The organism is Pseudomonas sp. PVC-3-1, assembly GCF_057444315.1.
Window position 1 is genome coordinate 1088454 of the sequence record NZ_CM172023.1, and the last position, 20419, is coordinate 1108872.

A 20419-nucleotide genomic window follows, 5' to 3' on the forward strand; every position below is an offset into this window, starting at 1 on the left:
CGAACGCTCTTTTGTAAATCCGCTGCGGGGCGGGTTCGCGAGCAAGCTCGCTCCTACAGGGGGAGTTTCGATCAGGCCTCGCGCGCGCCGGGGATGGCCAGCAGCTCGGTGATGCCGGTGTCGAGGGTCTCGATCAGGCGATCCACGTCTTCGGCGGTGGTGTCCGGGCAGCACAGGGTCATGTTGTGGAACGGCGTGATCAGGATGCCGCGGTTGATCAGGTACAGGTGCAGCGCCATCTGCAGCTCGTCATGGAAGGCCGCTTCGGCTTCGGCGCCGGTGCGCGGGGAGACGGGGCAGAACTGGAACTCGCTGCGCGCGCCCAGCTCGGTCACCGACCACTTCAGGTCGTGCTTGGCGATCAGGCGGCGGAAGCCGTCGGCCAGGCGCTTGGCCAGCGGCAGCATGTGGTCGTAGGCCGCCTGGGTCATTACCTGTTCCAGGTTGGCGCGCATGCAGTGCATGGCCAGGGCGTTGGCCGAGAGCGTGGTGCCCATGCCGCTGTGGCCGTGGCCATGGCTGTCTTCCTGGGCGCTCTTGCGCGAAGCGGCCATGCGTTCGGCCATCTCCGCGCTGCAGCCGAAGATGCCGCAGGGCACGCCGCCGGCAATCGGCTTGCCGACCACGAAGAAGTCCGGGTCGAGGTGCCACAGCTTCGTGCACCCACCGATGTTGGTGGAGATGGTGTGGGTTTCATCGATGATCAGCAGCGAACCGTACTTGCGCGTCAGCTCGCGGCACTTCTGCATGAAGCCCGGATCGGGCAGGACCATGCCGATGTTGGTCATCGCCGGCTCGCAGAGCAGCGCGCAGACGTCGCCCTGGGCCAGCGCGGCTTCCAGCGCCTCGACGTCGTTGAACGGGATGGAGCGGCTGTGCTGGGTCAAGTCGTAGGCCTGGCCGACCAGGCCGGAGCGGTGCACGGTTTCGCCGTCGCGGTAGCGCACCATTACGTCGTCCACGGTGCCGTGGTAGCAGCCGTCGAACACCAGCAGGGTCTTGCGCTGGGTCACTGCGCGGGCCCAGCGCAGGACGTAGCGGTTGGAGTCGGTGGCGGTGGCGGTCACCTGCCAGTAGGGCAGGCCGAAGCGCGCGGCCAGCAGTTCGCCGCAGACCACGGCATCTTCCCCGGGGAGCATGCTGGTCAGGCCGCGGGCGCCTTGTTCGGCGAGGGCGCGGGCGATCGGCGCCGGCGAGTGGCCGAACATGCTGCCGGTGTCGCCCAGGCAGAAGTCCACGTAGTCATGGCCGTCGACGTCGTAGAAGCGGGCGCCCTGGGCGCGTTCGACGAACAGCGGGCAGGGCGTGGACCAGTCGGCCATCCAGTGCATCGGCACACCGGCGTACAGCGACTTGTGCGCACGCTCGGCAAGGGCGACGGACTTGGGATTCTGTTCCAGGAAGCGCTGGCGCTCGCGGGCGGTGAAGAGATCCACGGCCTGTTGGGCGATTCCGCTGGCGGTCATGTTGCACACCTCGTTTGTTATTTCGCACATCTTCCATTTGTGATCACAAAAATGTCAATACACCGGTGCGACTGCCTGATAATCTGCCCTGTAACGAATTCTGTGATCACAGATAAAGAAGATGCCTATGAAAGATGTCACGAATGAGTCCGCCTGGGCCGGTCAGGTTGCCCTGGTCAGTGGCGCAGGCAGCGAATCCGGCATCGGTTTCGCCAGCGCCCGCCGGCTGGCGCGCCGTGGCGTGAAACTGCTGCTCACTGCCAGCAGCGAGCGCGTCCTGCTGCGGGCAGGGGAACTGTGCGCCGAAGGCTTCGAGGCTCGCGCGCTGCCCGCCGACCTGACCAACGAGAACGACGTTCGTCAACTGGCCGACTGGGCCCAGGCGCAATGGGGAAGGGTAGACGTGCTGGTGAACAACGCCGGCATGGCCATGCAGGGCAGCCCGGAGCCCTTCGCTGAACTGGCGGCGATGGACCTGGCGACCTGGAACCTGTCGCTGGCGCGCAACCTGACCAGCGCCTTCCTGCTCACCCGCGCGTTGCTGCCGGGGATGCTGGAGCGCGGCTACGGGCGCATCGTCAACGTCAGCTCCACGACCGGCGTTCGTGCCAGCAATCCCGGTGAGTCGGCGTACAGCGCGGCGAAGGCCGGAATGCTCGGCATGAGCATGGGCCTGGCGCTGGAGGTGGCGCGCCGCGGGGTGACGGTGAACAGCGTGGCACCGGGCTGGATTGCCACCGGCTCCAGCAGCGAGGAAGAAATCCAGGCCGGACGGCGCACGCCGCTCGGCCGTTCCGGGCGACCGGAAGAGGTGGCGGCCGCCATCGCCTTCCTGGCCTCGCCCGAAGCCAGCTACATCACCGGCGAAGTGCTGGTGGTGGATGGCGGCAACTGTCTGATCGAGAACAAGGGATAAGCAAGATGAAGCACGACTGCAGCCTGACCTTCGCCCAACTGCCGGCGCCGCCGGCCGGCCGGGAGTAATTCGCGATGGCCGACAACCTTCAGGAACAGCTGTACCAGAACCTGCGCCAGGCCCTGCTGAGCGGGCGCTTCCAGCCCGGCGAGCGGCTCAAAATCCGCGACCTGGCCGATGAATGGGGCACCAGCCCGATGCCGGTTCGCGCCGCTCTGCAACGGCTGGTGGCCGAGGGCGCGCTGGAAGGCGAGCCGCAGCGCTCGCTACGGGTGCCGGTGATGACCCGCGAACGCTACCTGCAGATTTTGCAGGTGCGGCAATCCCTGGAGGGACTGGCGGTCGAAGACGCGGCCCGGCACCTGAAATCCAGCGACATGGCAGTGCTGCGCGACTGCACCGAGCGTATGGAGGTCGCCCTCAACGCCCGCGACGTCCAGGGCTACCTGGAAGCCAACAGCCTGTTCCACCTGACGCTCTACCGCGCCTGCGGCAACCCCACGCTGCTGCGCATGATCGAGGCGCTTTGGCTGCAGGTCGGCCCGTTCTTCAACCGGTTGTTCACCGAGGCCGACCTGTCGCTGCGCCTGAACGACTTCCACGAAGACACCCTGCTGGCGCTGGAGCGTGGCGATGGCGCAGGCGCGCGCAAAGCCATCGAACAGGACCTGGGCTACTGCGGCCAGTACCTGCTCAATCTGCTTGAGCTGGAAAGCGGGGGAAGGCTCGGGGCGCGCTAGGGCGCCCTTCAGGGGGTCTTGATGAAGCGGACGTTGTCCTTCTTGATCAGGATCGTCTCGCCGTTGAGCTGTTCGAATTCGTAGTAGTCATTGTATTTGTCGTAGTCGGAGTGATCCTTCACCAGGATTTCGCTGCCGTCCTGCAGCGTCACCACGGCCTTGTCGGCGCATCCGGCGAGGCCGAGCAGCAACAGGCAGGTGAACAAGGCTTTCAACTTCATAGTTTCTCCACGGGGCATCGTACCCGCCCGGGCAGCGAGGGCTGGAGGTACGCTGGGTTGCCTGTGTGACCATGGAAGTTTCAGGAAATTCCGATACCGGGCTTCAAGTATCCAGCCATACGTCGCGTGCCCAGGTCCAGACGGAGTCCCAGGTTTCCTCGGTGAGCTCGCCGTCGGCCCAGAGGATCACCTCGCCGTCCTCGGCGACCGCGTAGTAGTCGTCACCATCGGCGCAGAGCGGGATCAGCTCGCGTGGCAGGCCGTTGGCCCAGGCCACGGCCGCGACTTCCGGCAAGTAGGTGTGGGACTGTGGATCGGTCGCCGTGACGGGTTCCAGGCGGCCGTAAACGACGTCGCTGACCAGCAGGAGGAATTCGCGGAATTCCGACGGAATGCCGATCAGCAGAGCCTCTTCGATTTCCACCAGCAGTTCTTCATCGGGCAGTTCCAGCGGTACCGGAACCGGCTCGTTGGCTTCACGAAGCTTTTCGATCACATCTTCCACAGGCGGGGCCTCTCTACGTTCGCTAATGGCGCGCTTTATACAGTAGTAGCCGGCCCTTCGCGCAAGACCACTGCATGGGCATTGTCCGGACGAGCGGCGCTCTGGCCTCAGGTATCCCGGAAGCGCCCTCACCCCTGGGCCTCGCCCAAGGGGAGAGGGCCGGGGTGAGGGTAAGCCCGGCGCAGGAGTGTTTCGCGGGAAACGAAAAAGCCCGGCATTCGCCGGGCTTCTTCTTCACGTGCAGGATCAGTTCTGGCGGATGCCAGCGACCAGCCAGGGCTGGTTGTCACCCTGGGCACGCTCCATGCGCCAGCTTTCGCTGAAGGGCTCGCCCTGGTCGAAGCGCGAGGACTTCGACACGCCGCTGAAGGTCAGGGTGGCGATGGTCTTCTCGGCCTGGTCGTCCACGCCCTCGAGTTGCACATCGAGGTTGTCGATGTAGGTCGACTGGTAGGCGTCGCCCAGATCAGCGCGCTCCTGCTTGAGGAACTGCAGCATCTGCGGGGTGACGAACTCGGCGATCTTGTCCATCTCGTTGGCGTCCCAGTGTTGCTGCAGGGACATGAAGTGCTCGCGGGCAGCGCCGATGAAGCGGGTTTCATCGAACCAGCTCGGGGCGTTGATCACCGGACGGCTGTCCATCACCGGACGCGACGCACCGCCGAAGATCGATGGCGGGGCGGCGGGCATTTCACGCTGCATCGGCGCATGTCCACCGGCCATGGCGGGCTGCTGGCCCTGCTGCTGGCGGCGACGGGAGGCGATGAAGCGGAAGGCGATGAACGCGATCAGGGCGATGATCAGGATGTCGAGGAACTGCATGCCCTGGAAGCCGTCACCCATGAACATCGAGGCGAGCAGGCCACCGGCGGCGAGGCCGGCCAGCGGGCCGAGCCAGCGCGAAGCGCCGCTCTTGGCGGCAGCGCCAGCAGCGCCTGCGGCGGCACCGGTCGCGGCGGGGCCGGCGGCAGTCGGGGAATTCGGAGCGGCGTTAGGTTGCGCCTGGCGGGTCTGGTGGCTCGGCGCAGAGCCCATGCTCTTGCCGCCACCGAAACGTTTGGCGGCGTTGACGTCGAGGCTGAGCGTCACGGCGACACAGAAGGCCATGGCAAGGCTGAGAAAGCGCTTCATCGTTGTCATTCTCTTGGTTGGTATACGACGCACGTCATGTTGCAGGCCGGGGCCGGTGAGAGCCAGCCGGATTTTGTTTCGTGCTGTTGCCCTGTGTGGGCTCGCCCCCTGATATGGGGGCGAATGAATCCCTTTCCAAATCAGTCTGTTACTGATTCTTTCAGAGCCGCCTGTCGGAACGCTCGGATGGTAGGCTTCGCTGAGCGAGGCCGTCAGCCGCGCGATCCCCTGACCCCACGCCGCGAGGACCGCCGACCATGCATGCCATCGACTTCATCCAGGACCTCGCGGTGATCATGCTGATCGCCGGCTTCGTCACCATCCTCTGCCATCGCTTCAAGCAGCCGGTGGTGCTGGGCTACATCATCGCCGGGGTGATCATCGGCCCGCACACCCCGCCCTTCGCGCTGGTGCACGACGAGGAGACGATCAAGACCCTCGCCGAGCTGGGAGTGATCTTCCTGATGTTCTGCCTGGGGCTGGAGTTTTCCCTGCGCAAGCTGTTCCAGGTCGGCGCCACGGCGTTCATCGCCGCGTTCCTGGAAATCACCCTGATGATCTGGGCCGGCTTCGAGATCGGCCGCCTGTTCGACTGGAGCACCATGGACTCGCTGTTCCTCGGCGCGATCCTGGCGATGTCCTCCACCACCATCATCATCAAGGTCCTGGGCGACCTGAAGATGAAGAACGAGCGCTTCGCCCAGCTGATCTTCGGCGTTCTGATCATCGAGGACATCCTTGGCATCGGCATCATCGCGCTGTTCTCCGGCATTGCCGTGAGCGGCACGGTGGAGGCCGACCAGGTGTTCTCCACGGTCGGCAAGCTCAGCCTGTTCATGGTCGTCGCGCTGGTCGTCGGCATCCTGCTGGTGCCGCGTCTGCTGGCCTACGTGGCGAAATTCGAAAGCAACGAGATGCTGCTGGTGACGGTGCTGGGCCTGTGCTTCGGCTTCTGCCTGCTGGTGGTGAAGCTGGAATACAGCATGATCCTGGGTGCCTTCCTGATCGGCGCGATCATGGCCGAGTCGCGCCAGCTGATTCAGATCGAACGGCTGATGGAGCCGGTGCGCGACATGTTCAGCGCGATCTTCTTCGTCGCCATCGGCCTGACCATCGACCCCAAGGTACTGGTGGACTACGCCGCGCCGATCCTGGTGATCACCCTGGTGGTGGTTGCCGGCAAGCTGGTGTCCTGCGGTGCCGGCGCCTTTATTGCCGGCAACGACGGGCGTACGTCGATGCGCGTGGGCATGGGCCTTTCGCAGATCGGCGAGTTCTCCTTCATCATCGCCGCGCTGGGCATGAGCCTGGGGGTGACCAGCGACTTCCTTTACCCGGTGGTGGTCGGCGTGTCGGCCATCACCACCCTGCTGACGCCCTACCTGATCCGCTCGGCCGACCCGCTGGCGCTGTACCTGGGGCGCAGCCTGCCTTCGCCCATGGTGCGGGTATTCAGCCTGTACGGTGAATGGCTGCGCAGCATCAAGCCGCGCGGCGACAAGGCGATCCTCGCCGGGATGATCCGGCGCATCCTGCTGCAGGTCGGGGTCAACCTGACCCTGGTGATCGGCATCTTCTTCGGCCTGGCGTTCTTCGCCGGGCAGATCGGCCAGTGGCTGGCGCAGTTCGTCGAGCCCGAGGCGCTGCACAAGGCGTTGATCTGGGGCGCGGCGCTGATGCTGTCGCTGCCGTTCCTGATTGCCGCCTACCGCAAGCTCAAGGCGCTGGCGATGCTGCTGGCGGAGATGGGCGTGAAGGCGGAGAGCGCCGGGCGCCACACGGCCCGTGTGCGCCGGGTGATTTCCGAGCTGATCCCGCTGCTGTCGCTGGGCGGCATGATGCTGCTGCTGGCGGCGCTCAGTTCGAGCATCCTGCCGCCGGGCGAGCTACTGGTGGTGGTGGCGTTGATCGCCGCGCTGGTGATCGCCGTGTTCTGGCGCTGGTTCATCCGCGTGCATTCGCGAATGCAGGTGGCGCTGATCGAGACCTTCGAGCAGAACGGCGGTGGGCATCACTGAGGTTTGACTGTAGGAGCGAGCTTGCTCGCGAACTGACTCCGTTGCGGGGTTGGTTCGCGAGCAAGCTCGCTCCTACCAAAGGGCGTAGGGCGTATAACGCTCCGCGTTATACGCCGTTTGGCCTTGGTCTCAGCATGCTCCGGGTCTGAACTGGAACCGCCATTCTGGCGCGGTGCATCGGCGTACAACCGCGAACGGTTGTACGCCCTACGGTTCAGATCGCTTCGAGCTTCGCGTAACCCATCATCAGCCACTTGCTGCCCTCGCTGTCGAAGTTCACCTGCACCCGTGCCTGGGCGCCGGAGCCTTCGAAGTTGAGGATCACGCCGTCGCCGAACAGTGGGTGGCGCACGGACTGGCCGAGGCTGAACGGTGTGTCCGGCACGCTGGCGCCGCTGAACAGGTTGCCGCTGCGCTGGTTGCCCGACAGCGGACGGCTCACCGAGTTGGACAGGCGCACTTCCTGGATCAGGCTCGGCGGGATTTCCCGGACGAAGCGCGAGACCTTGTTGTAGGTTTCGCTGCCATACAGGCGGCGCGTTTCCGCGTAGGTCATGACCAGACGGTGCATGGCTCGGGTGATGCCCACGTAGGCCAGGCGGCGCTCCTCCTCCAGACGGCCGGGTTCTTCCAGGCTCATCTTGTGCGGGAACAGCCCTTCCTCCACGCCGGCGAGGAACACCAGCGGGAACTCCAGGCCCTTGGCGCTGTGCAGCGTCATCAACTGCACGCTGTCCTCGAAGGCGTCGGCCTGGGTGTCGCCGGACTCCAGCGCGGTATGGTCGAGGAAGGCCACCAGCGGCGGGGTATCCTCGTCGTCCGGGGTCTCGAAGGCGCGGGCGGCGCTGACCAGTTCCTCCAGGTTTTCCACCCGGGCCTGGCCTTTCTCGCCCTTTTCTTCCTTGTGGTAGGTAATCAGGCCGGACTGCTCGATGACGATCTGGGTCATCTGGTGCAGCGGCATGCCTTCGACCTTCACCGCGAGCAGGTCGACGGTTTCCAGGAAACCGTTGAGCGCACTGGCGGCGCGGCCGGCCACGGCCTTGGCGGCAATCACGTCGTTGATCGCGCGCCACATGGAGGTGCCGTTGTGGCGCGCGGCATTGCGGATCGCCTCCACGGTCTTCTCGCCGATGCCGCGCGGCGGCACGTTGATCACCCGTTCCAGCGCAGCGTCGTCGTCGCGCAGGCGGATCAGGCGCAGGTAAGCCAGGGCGTTCTTGATCTCGGCGCGCTCGAAGAAGCGCTGGCCGCCATAGATGCGGTAGGGAATCTTCTCGCGCAGCAGCGCCTCTTCCAGTACGCGGGACTGGGCGTTGGAGCGGTAGAGGATGGCGATTTCGCTGCGCTTCAGACCGTCCTTGCGCAGCGCATCCTCGATGGTCTCGACGATGTAGCGCGCCTCGTCGTGCTCGTTGAAGCCCGAATACAGGGTGATCGGGTCGCCGTCGACGCCGTCGGTCCACAGTTCCTTGCCCAGGCGCCCGCTGTTGTTGGCGATCAGCGCGTTGGCGGCCTTGAGGATGGTGCCGGTGGAGCGGTAGTTCTGCTCCAGGCGGATGTCCTCGGTGCCGGCGAAGTCATCGCCGAACTGCTGGATGTTCTCGATCTTCGCGCCGCGCCAGCCGTAGATCGACTGGTCGTCGTCGCCCACCACCATCAGGCTCTCGCCGCCTTTGCCGAGCAAGCGCAGCCAGGCGTACTGCACGGCGTTGGTGTCCTGGAACTCGTCCACCAGGATGTGACGGAAGCGCCGCTGATAGTGCTCCAGCAGGCTCGGGCGGTCGCGCCAGAGGTCCAGCGAGCGCAGCAGCAGCTCGGCGAAGTCGACGACGCCGGCACGGGCGCAGGCCTCTTCGTAGGCCTGGTAGACGCTGACCATGGTTGCCAGGTACAGGTCGCCGCCGGTCTGGATGTTCTGCGGGCGGTTGCCCTCGTCCTTCTGGCCGTTGATGAACCATTGCGCCTGGCGTGGCGGCCAGCGCTGCTCGTCGAGGCCCAGCTCGCGCACCACGCGCTTGACCAGGCGCAGCTGGTCGTCGCTGTCGAGGATCTGGAAGTTCTCCGGCAACCCGGCTTCCTGCCAGTGCGCGCGCAGCAGGCGGTGCGCCAGGCCGTGGAAGGTGCCGACCCACATGCCGGCCGGGTTGATCCCCAGCAACTGCTCGATCCGCGCGCGCATCTCGGCGGCGGCCTTGTTGGTGAAGGTCACGGCCAGGATGCTGTGCGGCGAGGCGTTCTCGACCTGGATCAGCCAGGCGATACGGTGCACCAGCACGCGGGTCTTGCCGGACCCGGCGCCAGCGAGCACGCGCTGGCGCCCCAGCGGCGCGGCCACGGCCTGGCGCTGCGGGTCATTGAGGGAGTTGAGCAGGTAGGAGATGTCATCGTTCATGGGGCGGCATTCTACCGACGGGCGGTTTTCCCCGGCAAACCCGCCCGCCGTCCGGCGTCTTCCCGACGAAAGTTGGGAGGGCGCGGAGCCAATTGCCATCATCCTGCTTGGGTGGGGCTACCTCCTCGGGTATGCTCCGCCGACGCCTAGGCCAGAACCTACAAGAAAAACGCCTATGACCGCTTATGTAGAGCCTTCGGCGATCCCGGTGAGCCATGCCGAGATCCGCCAGCAGTACGCTCACGAAATTGCCGTCGAACGCACGCGCCTGCTTTATCAGGGCTCGCGGGTGCCGACTCTGCTCATGCTGCTCAACGGCCTGGCCTGCGCCGGGTTGCTGTGGGAATACGTAAAGCCGGGGCTGCTCGCCGGCTGGCTGGTTTCGCTGGTGCTGCTGGCCGTGCTGCGGCTGATCCAGGTATCCGCCTTCAATGCCGCGTCCGCCGAGCGCCAGGCCAGCCCGCACTGGCAGCGCACCTTCCTGTTCGGCGCTGGCGCCTCGGGGCTGACCCTCGCCTTTGCCGCCATCGCCCTGGTGCCACCGGATGCCTTCCTCCAGCAATCCCTGGTATTCGGCCTGATCGCCGCGGCCATCCTGTCCGCCAGCGTTGCCTACGCGGTCAGCCTGCCGGCCTTCCTCACCTTCGCCTTGCCCTGCCTGTTTCCGTCCATTGCCTATTTATTGATCAGCGATAACCCGCTGCAGCAGGGCTGGGGCGTGCTCGGGGTGATCCTGCTGGCGGCACTGCTGGTGGTGGCCTGGCAGATTCACCGGGTGGTGCATGTCGGCCTGCTGCGGCGCTTCCAGGCCCAGGCGCTGGTGGCGCACCTGGAGCGCGCCAAGGCACAGACCGAGGCGCTGAACCAGGACCTGGAGCGCGAAGTCGAGCAGCGCCGCCGCGCCGAGCGCGAACTCTGCCGCGCCCGCGACGCCCTGCAGGAGCGGGTGGAGGCGGGCAGCGCCAAGCTCAGCCATACCGAAGCACGCCTGGCCCTGGCGCTGGAGGCCAGCGAGCTGGGCCTGTGGGACTGGAACCTGCTGACCGACGAAGTGCACCACTCGCACCTGGAGGAGATCTTCGGCATCACCCAGGAGTCGGTGAAGAGCGTGCGCAATGACCTGCGCCCGCGCCTGCACCCGGATGACGTGCCACTGCTGCGCCGCGCGCTGGTCGAGCACCTCAAGGGCCGCACCGACGGCTACCGCATCGAATACCGCGTGCGCCACGCCTCCGGCCACTGGGTCTGGGTGGAAGACCGCGGCCGGGTGATGGAGCGTGACGGCCGCGGCCAGGTCACGCGGATGGTCGGCACCCGTGCCGACATTTCCACCCGCAAGCAGCGCGAGGAAGAACAACGGCTGGCGGCCACGGTGTTCGAGGCCGCCAGCGAAGGCATCATCATCCTCGACCCGGATTACCGGCTGATCGCCCTCAACGAGGCATTCACCCGCCTTACCGGCTATCGCCGCGAAGAGGTACTGGGGCACAACGTCGCGCGTCTGATGGGCTCCTCCGAAGCCCTGCGCCGCTACCAGTCGATCCGTGCCGAGCTGGAGCGTCAGGGCACCTGGCAGGGTGAGCTGATCGAGACGCGCAAGAACGGCGAGCTGTACCCGCAGTGGCTGCAGCTCAACGTGGTGCGCGACAGCCGCGGGCAGGTCGCCCATGTGGTCGGTTTCTTCGCCGACCTGACCGCCCGCCGCGACGCTGAGGAGCGCCTGCGCTACCTGTCGCACTACGACGAACTCACCGGGCTGGCCAACCGAACGCTGTTCAAGGAGCGCCTGCACGAGGCCAGCCAGCGCGCGCGCCAGGAGGGTCGCACGGCGGCGCTGCTGCTGATCGACCTGGACCGCTTCAAGCTGCTCAATGACAGCCTTGGGCATGAGGTCGCCGACCAGCTGTTGCGGCAGATGTCGCGACGCATGACCCAGACGGTGCCGGAAGCCGACACCATTGCCCGGTTGTCCGGCGACGAATTCGCCGTGTTGATCGATTCCTACGCCAGCCTCGCGGCGCTGGCGCGGCTGTCCAGCCGCCTGCTGGCCAAGCTGCGCACGCCGATGACTGTGGGCGGCCACGAACTGGTGGTCAGCGCCTCGGTGGGTATCAGCCTGCTGCCGGATAACGCCTGGGAAATCTCCGCGCTGATGAGCCAGGCGAACATGGCCATGCAGCACGCCAAACACCTGGGCGGTAATACCTTCCAGTTCTTCACCGACAACCTGCAGGCCTGCACCCTGGAGCGCCTGCAACTGGAAACCCGCCTGCGCAAGGCCATCGACGAAGGCCAGCTGGACGTGCACTACCAGCCCAAGCTGAACCTCGCCAACGAGCGCCTGGACAGCGCTGAAGCGCTGGTGCGCTGGCGCCACCCGGAGATGGGCATGGTCCCGCCCGGCGATTTCATCGGCCTCGCCGAGGAAACCGGGCTGATCGGCGCCATCGGCGAGTTCGTCCTGCGCCGCGCCTGCCAGCAGGCCCGCGCGTGGCAGAAGCATGGGCGCGAGCTGCGGGTGTCGGTGAACCTCTCGGTGCACCAGCTGCGCACCGGCAACCTGGTCGACCTGGTGCGCACCGTGCTGGACGATACCGGCCTGCCATCGCACCTGCTGGAGCTCGAGCTCACCGAAAGCCAGCTGCTGGACAACGTCGAGAGTGTCACCACGACCTTCCGCCAGTTGCGCGAGATGGGCGTGAAGCTGGCGATCGACGACTTCGGCACCGGCTATTCCTCGCTCAGCTACCTCAAGCGCTTCCCGGTGGACTACGTGAAGATCGACCAGACCTTCATCCGCGACCTGTCCGAACGCGGCGAGGACGCGGCGATCACCCGCGCGATCATCGCCATGGCGCACAGCCTGGAACTGAAAGTGGTGGCGGAGGGCGTCGAGCACGCCGAGCAGCTGCGCTTCCTGCGCGCCCACGGTTGCGACGAGATACAGGGCTACCTGATCAGCCAGCCGGTGCCGGCGGATGCCTGCCTGGCGCTGCTGGAGAGAAGCGACCGGCTCTGAGCGTGCCGGCCGCGAGCGGTGGACTGCTGGTGCGGCGTTACTTGAGGGTGACGATCCATTCGGCGAGTGTCTTGGCCTCGTCCGGGCTGACGGCGTTCGCCGGCATCGGGATCGGCCCCCAGACACCCTTGCTGCCGGTCTTGATGCTGTTGCTGATGTGCGCAACGCCATCGGCGCCGTACTTCGCGGCGACTTCCTTGAAGGCCGGGCCGACCACCGTCTTGTTGACGGCGTGACAGGCCACGCAGGCCTTGGCCTTGAACAGCTCCTCGCCGGTGCTGGCCATCGCGGTGGTCTGCACCAGCAAGCCGCCGAACAGCAGGACAACCAGGGCTTTGTTCATGAACGTCTCTCCTCAGGCTTGGCGCCTCGGGGCGCCGATCGTTTTCGCCGGCTTCCCGCCCGGCTTCTGCGGCGATTCTAGGAGTGGCCCGAGTGGTGCTGGCTTGATGGCAATCAAGAACTGCTCTCGTCGCGCTTGAGAGAGGGGACCTGGCTGATTAGCTTGCCTACCGAAACTTCCTACAGAGATATCCTCGCCATGAACGCCCCCGCCCAGAACATCGAGCCGCTCTTCTACCAGGCGACCGGCAACGAGGTGGCGCTGTTCACCCACGCCTCCGCCCAGGGCATGCCGGTGCTGATCAAGGGGCCGACCGGTTGCGGCAAGACCCGCTTCGTCCAGCACATGGCGCAGCGCCTGAACCTGCCGCTGTATACCGTGGCCTGCCATGACGACCTGTCGGCGGCGGACCTGGTCGGCCGCCACCTGATCGGCAGCGACGGCACCTGGTGGCAGGACGGCCCACTGACCCGTGCGGTGCGCGAAGGCGGCATCTGCTACCTGGACGAAGTGGTGGAGGCGCGCCAGGACACCGTGGTCGTGCTGCACCCGCTGGCGGACGATCGCCGCGAATTGTTCATCGAACGCACCGGGGAATCCCTGGTGGCGCCACCGGGCTTCATGCTGGTGGTGTCCTACAACCCCGGCTATCAGAACCTACTGAAGGGCATGAAGCCCAGTACGCGCCAGCGCTTCGTCGCCCTGCGTTTCGACTACCCGACGCCGGACGCCGAGGCTGCGATCATCATCCGCGAGGCCAATGTGGCGCCGGAGCTGGCGCAACGCCTGACGCAACTGGGCGTGGCCCTGCGCCGACTGGGCCGGCAGGAGCTGGAAGAGGTCTGCTCGACACGCCTGCTGGTGCTTACCGCGCGGCTGCTCAATGCCGGCGTGGCACCCCGCGATGCCTGCCGCGCCGGGCTCGCCGAGCCGCTGTCGGACGACGAGGCCACGGTCGCGGCGCTGATGGACCTGGTCGATGTCCACTTCGCCTGAGGCAATGCTCAGTACCCGGCGCCTGCCGGGTGACCTGGCGATGTGGTTGTTCATCCTCGCCGAGCTAACGGTCTTCGCCATCCTCATCATCGTCTTCGCCGTGACCCAGCATCTGGACATCGAAGGCTTCCGTGCCGGGCGTGCGCAACTGGACCTGTCCACCGCCCTGGCGCTGACCCTGACCCTGCTCACCGCCGGATTCTGCGCGGCGCTGGCGGTGGAGCAGGTGCGCCACGGCCGGCAGCGCCATGCGGCCGCCCTGCTGGGCGTGGCGGTGCTGCTGGGGTTGGCCCACGTCGCGCTGAAATCCAGCGAGTACCACCATCTCGCCGTACGCGGGCTGGACCTGGAACACAGCACCTTCTTCACCCTGTTCTGGCTGATCACCGGTTTCCACTTCCTGCACGTGCTGCTGGGACTGGTGATCCTCGGCTGGATGACCCTGCGCTGCCTGCGCGGCGCCTACCGCAGCGACGCCCTGGGTGGGCTGGAGTCCGGCGCACTCTACTGGCACATGGTCGACCTGGTCTGGGTGGTGATCTTCCCGCTGGTCTACGTGCTGGCGCCCGGTTCATGAAGACGCTGCTGTTCGCCTGGCTGGCGTTGCTGCCGATGTCGATGGCGGCGGTGTGGCTGGGCCACCACGCGCCCGACGTGCTGCTGCCGGTAACGGTGATCCTGCTGCTGGGCCTGGGCAAGGCCTGGATCATCGTGCTGCGCTTCATGGAGCTGAACCGAGGCCCACGCCTGTGGCAATCGCTGCTGCTCGGCTGGCCACTGGTGGTCACCGGCCTGATTCTGGCCCTGCACGCAACCCACTGATTTAAATACGGAAAAATACCTGACTAGAAGCATTGGTCTTTCTTGATTGCCATCAAGCGAGACGTCCTAGGACGCTTCCTACAATGGCGCCGACCGTGACCTAGGAGGGCCCCATGTCAGAGACATTTACCAAAGGGATGGCGAGGAACATCTACCTGGGAGGAGGCGTTTTCTTCTTCCTGGTGTTCCTCGCGCTGACCTATCACACCGAAACCACCTTCCCCCAGCGCACCAACCAGAGTGAGCTCACCGAGTCGGTGGTGCGCGGCAAGCTGGTGTGGGAACAGAACAACTGCGTGGGGTGCCACTCGATCCTCGGTGAAGGCGCCTATTTCGCGCCGGAGCTGGGCAATGTCGCCATCCGCCGTGGCGGTGATGCGGCCTTCGGCAGCTTCCTCGCGGCCTGGATGAAGATGCAGCCGCTGGGCGTGCCCGGTCGCCGGCAGATGCCGCAGTTCCACCTGAGCGACCAGGAGGTCACCGACCTCGCGGCGTTCCTGCTGTGGACATCGAAGATCGACACCAACAAATGGCCGCCGAACAAGGAGGGTTGAGCATGAACCCGGGCAATCCCTATCTGAAATTCGCCTCGCAGTCGGTGGCCAAGCCGTACTTCGTGTTCGCCCTGATGCTCTTCGTCGGGCAGATCGTCTTCGGGCTGATCATGGGCGTGCAGTACGTCATCGGTGACTTCCTGTTCCCGGCGATCCCCTTCAACGTGGCGCGGATGGTGCACACCAACCTGCTGATCGTCTGGCTGCTGTTCGCCTTCATGGGCGCGGCGTACTACCTGATCCCCGAAGAGGCCGATCGCGAGCTGTACAGCCCGAAACTGGCCATCGTGCTGTTCTGGGTATTCGCTATCGCCGGCGTGCTCACCATCCTCGGCTACCTGCTGGTGCCCTATGCTGGCCTGGCGAAGCTGACCCACAACGAGCTGCTGCCGACCATGGGCCGGGAGTTCCTCGAACAGCCGACCATCACCAAGATGGGCATCGTGGTGGTGGCGCTGGGCTTCCTCTTCAACATCGGCATGACCATGCTCAAGGGCCGCAAGACCGCCGTCAGCGTGGTAATGATGACCGGTCTGGTGGGCCTGGCGGTGTTCTTCCTGTTCTCCTTCTACAACCCGGAAAACCTGTCGCGCGACAAGTACTACTGGTGGTGGGTCGTGCACCTGTGGGTGGAAGGCGTGTGGGAACTGATCATGGGCGCGATGCTGGCCTTCGTGCTGATCAAGATCACCGGCGTCGACCGCGAGGTCGTGGAGAAATGGCTCTACGTGATCATCGCCATGGCCCTGATCACCGGCATCATCGGCACCGGCCACCACTTCTTCTGGATCGGCGCACCGGGCGTGTGGCTGTGGCTGGGTTCGATCTTCTCCGCGCTGGAGCCGCTGCCGTTCTTCGCCATGGTGCTGTTCGCCTTCAATATGGTGAACCGTCGCCGCCGCGAACACCCGAACAAGGCCGCCGCGCTGTGGGCTCTGGGCACCACCGTGACCGCCTTCCTAGGCGCTGGCGTGTGGGGCTTCCTGCACACCCTGGCTCCGGTGAACTACTACACCCACGGCTCGCAGCTCACCGCCGCCCACGGTCACCTGGCCTTCTACGGTGCCTACGCGATGATCGTCATGACCATGATCAGTTACGCCATGCCGCGCCTGCGGGGCATCGGCGAAGCGCCTGACGCCCGCGCGCAGAGCCTGGAGATCTGGGGCTTCTGGTTGATGACCATCTCCATGCTGCTGATCACCCTGATGCTCACCGCTGCCGGCATCGTCCAGGTCTGGCTGCAACGCATGCCCGCCGATGGCGCCGCCATGCCGTTCATGGCCACGGTCGACCAGCTGAAGATCTTCTTCTGGCTGCGCCTGTACTCCGGTGTCGGCTTCTTCATCGGGCTGATCTGCTACTTGCTCAGCTTCCGCCAGCGCGGTCGCGTGGCCGTTGCCTCCGGCGCGGCTCAGGTGAGCTGAGCGATACCGTCCAGCCGGGCCCGTCCGCTTTGCGGCGGGCCTTTTTTTCATGATGGGAGTTATCGGGAGGCAGGCATCTTCCAGCCGCTCGGATAGCTCCCTCTCCCTTTAGGGAGAGGGCGGGGGAGAGGGGACTGGTTCGGCGTGGCGTTTGGCGCCGTGCCGCCCTGTACCTGCTTTCCCCCTGGAGGCTCCATGACCATCCACCTCGAAATCGAAGAAGGCTTCGGCCGCGCCTGGCACCGTTTCATCACCCGTCGCGCCAGCCCGGAGTTCGAAGAGGCGGCGGTGACCCTGGATGACATGCGCCGCAGCCTGCTGTTGTTGTTCCGCGGCACCGGCGGCGAAGCCGGGGTCGGCGTGGAGGCGGCCAGCGCCCGCGAACTGCTGGTGCGCCGCAGCCTGCTGCAACAAGTGGCCGGTACCTGCCAGCAATTGCCGGTGGCCTGGTTCGACGCCGATTCCCTGCGCCTGCCCGCGCAGCTGGCGGTGTTCCCCGACGCCGGGCTGAACCGCGAACTGTACCGCTGGCTGGCGCTGCTCGCCGCCCACAGTCAGCCGATGCGCCACTGGGCGCGCGACAACCAGGCCTGGACCCGTGCCGTGCTGGAGCGCTATCCGTTGCTGCGCCCGCGCTACCGTCGGCTGGTGGAAGCGTTGCTCAGTCTGCGTCCTGATGCGGGTGACCTGCCGCCCGCCGAAGCGGAGCTGGAACTGGCACTGCAACGTGCGCTGCGCGATCCGGGCAGCGTCGAGCGCCTGCCGCGCAGTGAAAAGGCTCCCTGGCCGGTGCCGCTGTGGCTTTACCCGCCGCAACGCCTGGCCGCGCCGCAACATACCGACCTGATCGACGGCGACGAGCAGGGTCGTTCCGCCCACAGCGAAGCCAAGGGCCTGGCACGCAAGCGCGCCGAGCGGGTCGAGCAGGATCCCGGCCGGGGCGGCCTGCTGTTGTTCCGATTGGAAAACCTGTTCAGCTGGTCCGAGCACATCGAACTGGATCGCGCCGGCGATGACAGCGAGGACCTGGATGCGGCCAAGGTCGCCGATGACCTCGATCACCTGAGTATGTCCCGGCAACGGCAGAAGAAGGGCGGCGGGCTGAAGCTCGACCTCGACCTGCCGGCCGCCGACTTCGACGACGTGCCGCTGGGCGAGGGGGTTCGCCTGCCGGAATGGGACTACCGCCGCCAGCAACTGATCGACGACCATGTCTGCCTGCAACCGATGCTGCCCCGCGACGCCGTGCCGGCACCGCTCCCGGATTCCCTGGCACCTATCGCGCGGCGCCTGCGTCGGCAGTTCGAGAGTCTGCGCCAACAGCCGCAATGGTTGCGCCGGCAACCCCAGGGCGCAGAACTGGACCTGGAAGCCTGGCTGGATTTCAGCGTCGAACGGCGCCTTGGCGCGTGCAGCGAGCCGGGGTTGTTCCTCGAACGCCGGCAGACCCGTCGCGATCTCGCGTGCCTGCTGCTGGCGGACCTGTCGATGTCAACCGACGCGCACATCGACAACGACCACCGGGTGATCGACCTGATCAGCGACAGCCTGCTGCTGTTCGGCGAGGCGCTGCAGGCGGTGGGTGACCGCTTCGCGCTGTACGGGTTCTCCTCGCTGCGTCGCCAGCAGGTGCGCCTGACCAAGCTGAAAACCTTCGATGAGCGCCACAACGATGTCGTACGCGGGCGTATCCGCGCGCTGCGCCCTGGTTACTACACGCGCATGGGCGCGGCCATCCGCCGGGCCACTCAATTGCTGCTGGAGCGCAAGGAGCGCCAGCGCGTGCTGCTGATCCTCACCGACGGCAAACCCAATGATCTGGATTTGTACGAGGGGCGCTACGGCGTCGAGGACACCCGCCAGGCGGTGCTGGAAGCCCGTCGCGCAGGGCTGGTGCCGTTCTGCATCACCATTGACCGCGAGGCGGCGGACTACCTGCCGCACCTGTTTGGCAGCCAGGGCTATCTGTTGATCAACGATCCGGCGCAACTGCCGGTGCAATTGCCGCAGCTCTACCGGCAGCTCACCCGTCGCCAAGGCTGACAGAGCTGTCTGTAGGAGCGAGCTTGCTCGCGAACCAAATCCCGCGGCGGGGCCTGTTCGCGAGCAAGCTCGCTCCTACAAGGGACAGTCCGGTTTGGGGCTCAGCGCGGCAGCCAGAGCATCATGACGAGGCAGAACAGCGCGAGGAACGCGCAGTACCACGCGAATCTCCGCTGGCGGCGCTGGCGCGCTGCGGTTTGGTCCACCGGCAGGGGCATCCCGCACTGCGGGCAATCCGCAGTGTCCTCGGGACTCTCGTGCCGGCAGTACAGGCACTGGCGCATGGCTTACTCGAACTGTTCCAGTCGCGCGACGTCGAGTACCTGCACGGTGCGGCCGTTGAGGTCGATGATGTTCTCGTCGATCAGCCGCCGCAGCACGCGGGAGAAAGTCTCCGGTTGGATCGACAGGTGCCCGGCCACCAGTTGCTTGGCCATCGGCAGCTCGAAGCGGCCACTTTCGCCACCCTGGCGGTTGAGCTGGGTGATCAGGTAGCGCACCACGCGGTGGGTGGAGTTCTTCAGCGACAGCGTCTCGATCTCGTTGATCCGCCGGTGCAGGCGCACGCACAGGGTGGCGAGAAGGGAGAAGGGCAACTGCGGATTGCTGTGCAGCAATTCCATGTAGGTGCGGTTGGAGAAGCGGTAGACCTGCGTGGGCTCCAGCGCCTGTGCCGAAGCCACGTAGTCGGAAGTGTCCATCAGCATCATGGCTTCGGCGAAGGTCTGCCGGCTGCCGACGACCTCCAGCACCTTTTCCTGCCCCTCCGGTGTCAGGCGGTAGATTTTCACCGCTCCGGAGATCACGAAGTAGAAGGAGTGGGCCGGTTCGCCCTGGAGGAACAGCTTGTCGCCTTTCTCCAGGTTGAGCAGCGCGCTGGTGGCGAGCAACTGTTCCAGCTGCTCTTCGTTGAGCACGTTGAACAGGTGGTGGCCGCACAGAATCTGGTGGTGGACGCGATGCGCGAGCATGGCGGAGCGCTCCTGGGCGGGGACAATCCCGCCAGTATGTGCGATGCCGCCGGGCAGTGTGGTGAGACAAGCTGTCACTGGTCGCCCTCCAGGCTCCCGGTCCGGCGCTCAGGCCGGGTGGTTGGCGCCCAGGAACAGCAGGTTGTTCTCCAGATGGATGTGCTGCATCAGGTCGCGGCGCAGCTCTTCCAGGCCGCTGTAGAGGCGGCGCCAGCTGTTGCAGCCGTCCGCCGGTACGGTGAGGTCATCGGTCAGGTCGGCCAGTACGGCGAGGGACTGCGAGTGTTCGTCGTGCTCATGGCGCATCACGCCGATCGGGCCCTGCACGTGGGTCAGCGGGATGCCCTGGCGCAGCCAGGGGAACAGCACGCTTTCTTCCTTGCACATGTGCCACTCGAGTTCCTCCTGGATCTTCTTCAGGTGCGCGGTCAGGCCGGCGGGGCATTGCGGATGCGCGGCATGGGTCTTCTCGACGCGCTCGGCCAGCGGGATCAGCGCTGGCAGCTGCTCGCGGTGAACCTTGTGGTAGCGCTCGAGGATGTGGTCGATCAGTTGGTCGTTGCTGCTCAGGCGCCAGTCGGTCTGGTCATTTGCAGGCGGCAGCGCCTGCAGCTCGGCGGCGATGCGCTGGGCGTCGAGGCCCTGTTCGCTGGCGGCTTCGCCCAGGCTGCGCTGGCCGGCGCAGCAGAAGTCGAGCTTGTAGTCGTGGAACAGGGCGGAGCTGCCCGGCAGGCTGAAGGCCAGGTCGCTCAGGGTGCGTTCGGTGAGGTTGTCGGTCATGGCGGGCCTCGGGTGGAGTGGGGCACGGCGGCCGCGGTCGTCGTGGCAGTCAATCTTGGGGCGGTGGCGGTC

19 protein-coding genes are annotated in these 20419 nt (G+C 66.0%); 10 read left to right on the plus strand and 9 right to left on the minus strand.

Annotated elements, in window-relative coordinates; all coding sequences use genetic code 11:
* Positions 1 to 71 precede the first annotated feature (71 nt).
* The gene (locus AC2T4A_RS05195; RefSeq protein WP_486742864.1) at positions 72 to 1466 is read right to left on the minus strand and encodes an aspartate aminotransferase family protein; all 1395 of its coding nucleotides are present in this window, start codon (positions 1464 to 1466) and stop codon (positions 72 to 74) included.
* Positions 1467 to 1593: 127 nt separating this feature from the next.
* Between AC2T4A_RS05195 and AC2T4A_RS05200 the strand changes: the two genes are divergently transcribed.
* Both AC2T4A_RS05200 and AC2T4A_RS05205 read left to right on the plus strand, forming a co-directional pair.
* Positions 1594 to 2382, plus strand: coding sequence for an SDR family NAD(P)-dependent oxidoreductase (locus tag AC2T4A_RS05200; RefSeq protein WP_478376973.1), 789 nt, complete (start codon positions 1594 to 1596; stop codon positions 2380 to 2382).
* 74 nt (positions 2383 to 2456) lie between these two features.
* Complete coding sequence (locus tag AC2T4A_RS05205; RefSeq protein ID WP_416744242.1) at positions 2457 to 3122, plus strand: GntR family transcriptional regulator; 666 nt, start codon at positions 2457 to 2459, stop codon at positions 3120 to 3122.
* 8 nt (positions 3123 to 3130) lie between these two features.
* Here the strand turns inward: AC2T4A_RS05205 and AC2T4A_RS05210 are convergent, their stop codons facing one another.
* The 3 genes from AC2T4A_RS05210 to AC2T4A_RS05220 all read right to left on the minus strand — a co-directional run bounded on the left by AC2T4A_RS05210 (position 3131) and on the right by AC2T4A_RS05220 (position 4979).
* Positions 3131 to 3343 (minus strand): YgdI/YgdR family lipoprotein, encoded by a 213-nt coding sequence (locus AC2T4A_RS05210; protein ID WP_017521498.1) that lies wholly within the window; start codon positions 3341 to 3343, stop codon positions 3131 to 3133.
* A gap of 103 nt (positions 3344 to 3446) precedes the next feature.
* On the minus strand, positions 3447 to 3848 hold the full coding sequence (locus tag AC2T4A_RS05215; RefSeq protein WP_024766840.1) for an SMI1/KNR4 family protein: 402 nt from the start codon (positions 3846 to 3848) through the stop codon (positions 3447 to 3449).
* Positions 3849 to 4094: 246 nt separating this feature from the next.
* A complete protein-coding gene (locus AC2T4A_RS05220) occupies positions 4095 to 4979 on the minus strand; it encodes a Tim44 domain-containing protein (RefSeq protein ID WP_416744244.1) in 885 nt (294 codons plus the stop codon).
* Positions 4980 to 5236: 257 nt separating this feature from the next.
* Between AC2T4A_RS05220 and AC2T4A_RS05225 the strand changes: the two genes are divergently transcribed.
* The gene (locus AC2T4A_RS05225) at positions 5237 to 6997 is read left to right on the plus strand and encodes a cation:proton antiporter (RefSeq protein WP_478376974.1); all 1761 of its coding nucleotides are present in this window, start codon (positions 5237 to 5239) and stop codon (positions 6995 to 6997) included.
* A gap of 214 nt (positions 6998 to 7211) precedes the next feature.
* On the opposite strand, the gene uvrD is transcribed toward AC2T4A_RS05225, so the two are convergent.
* Positions 7212 to 9392, minus strand: a complete 2181-nt coding sequence (uvrD, locus tag AC2T4A_RS05230; protein WP_486742865.1) for a DNA helicase II — start codon at positions 9390 to 9392, stop codon at positions 7212 to 7214.
* Positions 9393 to 9567: 175 nt separating this feature from the next.
* Here uvrD and AC2T4A_RS05235 point away from each other — a divergent pair, with 175 nt between their 5' ends.
* The gene (locus AC2T4A_RS05235) at positions 9568 to 12411 is read left to right on the plus strand and encodes an EAL domain-containing protein (protein WP_416744249.1); all 2844 of its coding nucleotides are present in this window, start codon (positions 9568 to 9570) and stop codon (positions 12409 to 12411) included.
* Positions 12412 to 12448: 37 nt separating this feature from the next.
* On the opposite strand, the gene AC2T4A_RS05240 is transcribed toward AC2T4A_RS05235, so the two are convergent.
* Positions 12449 to 12754, minus strand: coding sequence for a c-type cytochrome (locus AC2T4A_RS05240; protein WP_416744251.1), 306 nt, complete (start codon positions 12752 to 12754; stop codon positions 12449 to 12451).
* A 198-nt stretch (positions 12755 to 12952) separates the two neighbouring features.
* On the opposite strand from AC2T4A_RS05240, the gene AC2T4A_RS05245 reads away from it, so the two are divergent.
* From AC2T4A_RS05245 to AC2T4A_RS05270, 6 genes are all read left to right on the plus strand, one after another.
* Entirely contained in the window at positions 12953 to 13750 is a 798-nt protein-coding gene (locus AC2T4A_RS05245) for a CbbQ/NirQ/NorQ/GpvN family protein (protein WP_416744253.1), read from the plus strand.
* The gene (locus tag AC2T4A_RS05250; protein ID WP_486742866.1) at positions 13734 to 14327 is read left to right on the plus strand and encodes a cytochrome c oxidase subunit 3; all 594 of its coding nucleotides are present in this window, start codon (positions 13734 to 13736) and stop codon (positions 14325 to 14327) included. Before AC2T4A_RS05245 ends, AC2T4A_RS05250 begins: the two co-directional genes overlap by 17 nt.
* Positions 14324 to 14572, plus strand: a complete 249-nt coding sequence (locus AC2T4A_RS05255; RefSeq protein WP_478376978.1) for a cytochrome C oxidase subunit IV family protein — start codon at positions 14324 to 14326, stop codon at positions 14570 to 14572. Before AC2T4A_RS05250 ends, AC2T4A_RS05255 begins: the two co-directional genes overlap by 4 nt.
* A gap of 113 nt (positions 14573 to 14685) precedes the next feature.
* Entirely contained in the window at positions 14686 to 15126 is a 441-nt protein-coding gene (locus tag AC2T4A_RS05260) for a c-type cytochrome (protein WP_088420795.1), read from the plus strand.
* Positions 15127 to 15128: 2 nt separating this feature from the next.
* On the plus strand, positions 15129 to 16553 hold the full coding sequence (locus AC2T4A_RS05265) for a cbb3-type cytochrome c oxidase subunit I (protein WP_486742867.1): 1425 nt from the start codon (positions 15129 to 15131) through the stop codon (positions 16551 to 16553).
* A 195-nt stretch (positions 16554 to 16748) separates the two neighbouring features.
* Positions 16749 to 18596, plus strand: a complete 1848-nt coding sequence (locus tag AC2T4A_RS05270) for a nitric oxide reductase activation protein NorD (RefSeq protein ID WP_486742868.1) — start codon at positions 16749 to 16751, stop codon at positions 18594 to 18596.
* Positions 18597 to 18697: 101 nt separating this feature from the next.
* Here AC2T4A_RS05270 and AC2T4A_RS05275 read toward each other — a convergent pair whose 3' ends face one another.
* The 3 genes from AC2T4A_RS05275 to ytfE all read right to left on the minus strand — a co-directional run bounded on the left by AC2T4A_RS05275 (position 18698) and on the right by ytfE (position 20347).
* Complete coding sequence (locus tag AC2T4A_RS05275; RefSeq protein WP_486742869.1) at positions 18698 to 18880, minus strand: protein DnrP; 183 nt, start codon at positions 18878 to 18880, stop codon at positions 18698 to 18700.
* Positions 18881 to 18883: 3 nt separating this feature from the next.
* Positions 18884 to 19567 (minus strand): Crp/Fnr family transcriptional regulator, encoded by a 684-nt coding sequence (locus tag AC2T4A_RS05280; protein WP_416744264.1) that lies wholly within the window; start codon positions 19565 to 19567, stop codon positions 18884 to 18886.
* A gap of 108 nt (positions 19568 to 19675) precedes the next feature.
* Entirely contained in the window at positions 19676 to 20347 is a 672-nt protein-coding gene (gene ytfE / locus AC2T4A_RS05285; protein WP_416744266.1) for an iron-sulfur cluster repair protein YtfE, read from the minus strand.
* Between the last annotated feature and the right edge of the window lie 72 nt (positions 20348 to 20419).

Bases quoted from the DNA above. Each gene is read 5' to 3' on its own strand.
- AC2T4A_RS05195 (WP_486742864.1), bottom strand. From the start codon at position 1,466: ATGACCGCCAGCGGAATCGCCCAACAGGCCGTGGATCTCTTCACCGCC.
- AC2T4A_RS05200 (WP_478376973.1), top strand. From the start codon at position 1,594: ATGAAAGATGTCACGAATGAGTCCGCCTGGGCCGGTCAGGTTGCCCTG.
- AC2T4A_RS05205 (WP_416744242.1), top strand. From the start codon at position 2,457: ATGGCCGACAACCTTCAGGAACAGCTGTACCAGAACCTGCGCCAGGCC.
- AC2T4A_RS05210 (WP_017521498.1), bottom strand. From the start codon at position 3,343: ATGAAGTTGAAAGCCTTGTTCACCTGCCTGTTGCTGCTCGGCCTCGCC.
- AC2T4A_RS05220 (WP_416744244.1), bottom strand. From the start codon at position 4,979: ATGAAGCGCTTTCTCAGCCTTGCCATGGCCTTCTGTGTCGCCGTGACG.
- AC2T4A_RS05225 (WP_478376974.1), top strand. From the start codon at position 5,237: ATGCATGCCATCGACTTCATCCAGGACCTCGCGGTGATCATGCTGATC.
- uvrD (WP_486742865.1), bottom strand. From the start codon at position 9,392: ATGAACGATGACATCTCCTACCTGCTCAACTCCCTCAATGACCCGCAG.
- AC2T4A_RS05235 (WP_416744249.1), top strand. From the start codon at position 9,568: ATGACCGCTTATGTAGAGCCTTCGGCGATCCCGGTGAGCCATGCCGAG.
- AC2T4A_RS05240 (WP_416744251.1), bottom strand. From the start codon at position 12,754: ATGAACAAAGCCCTGGTTGTCCTGCTGTTCGGCGGCTTGCTGGTGCAG.
- AC2T4A_RS05245 (WP_416744253.1), top strand. From the start codon at position 12,953: ATGAACGCCCCCGCCCAGAACATCGAGCCGCTCTTCTACCAGGCGACC.
- AC2T4A_RS05250 (WP_486742866.1), top strand. From the start codon at position 13,734: ATGTCCACTTCGCCTGAGGCAATGCTCAGTACCCGGCGCCTGCCGGGT.
- AC2T4A_RS05255 (WP_478376978.1), top strand. From the start codon at position 14,324: ATGAAGACGCTGCTGTTCGCCTGGCTGGCGTTGCTGCCGATGTCGATG.
- AC2T4A_RS05260 (WP_088420795.1), top strand. From the start codon at position 14,686: ATGTCAGAGACATTTACCAAAGGGATGGCGAGGAACATCTACCTGGGA.
- AC2T4A_RS05265 (WP_486742867.1), top strand. From the start codon at position 15,129: ATGAACCCGGGCAATCCCTATCTGAAATTCGCCTCGCAGTCGGTGGCC.
- AC2T4A_RS05270 (WP_486742868.1), top strand. From the start codon at position 16,749: ATGACCATCCACCTCGAAATCGAAGAAGGCTTCGGCCGCGCCTGGCAC.
- AC2T4A_RS05275 (WP_486742869.1), bottom strand. From the start codon at position 18,880: ATGCGCCAGTGCCTGTACTGCCGGCACGAGAGTCCCGAGGACACTGCG.
- AC2T4A_RS05280 (WP_416744264.1), bottom strand. From the start codon at position 19,567: ATGCTCGCGCATCGCGTCCACCACCAGATTCTGTGCGGCCACCACCTG.
- ytfE (WP_416744266.1), bottom strand. From the start codon at position 20,347: ATGACCGACAACCTCACCGAACGCACCCTGAGCGACCTGGCCTTCAGC.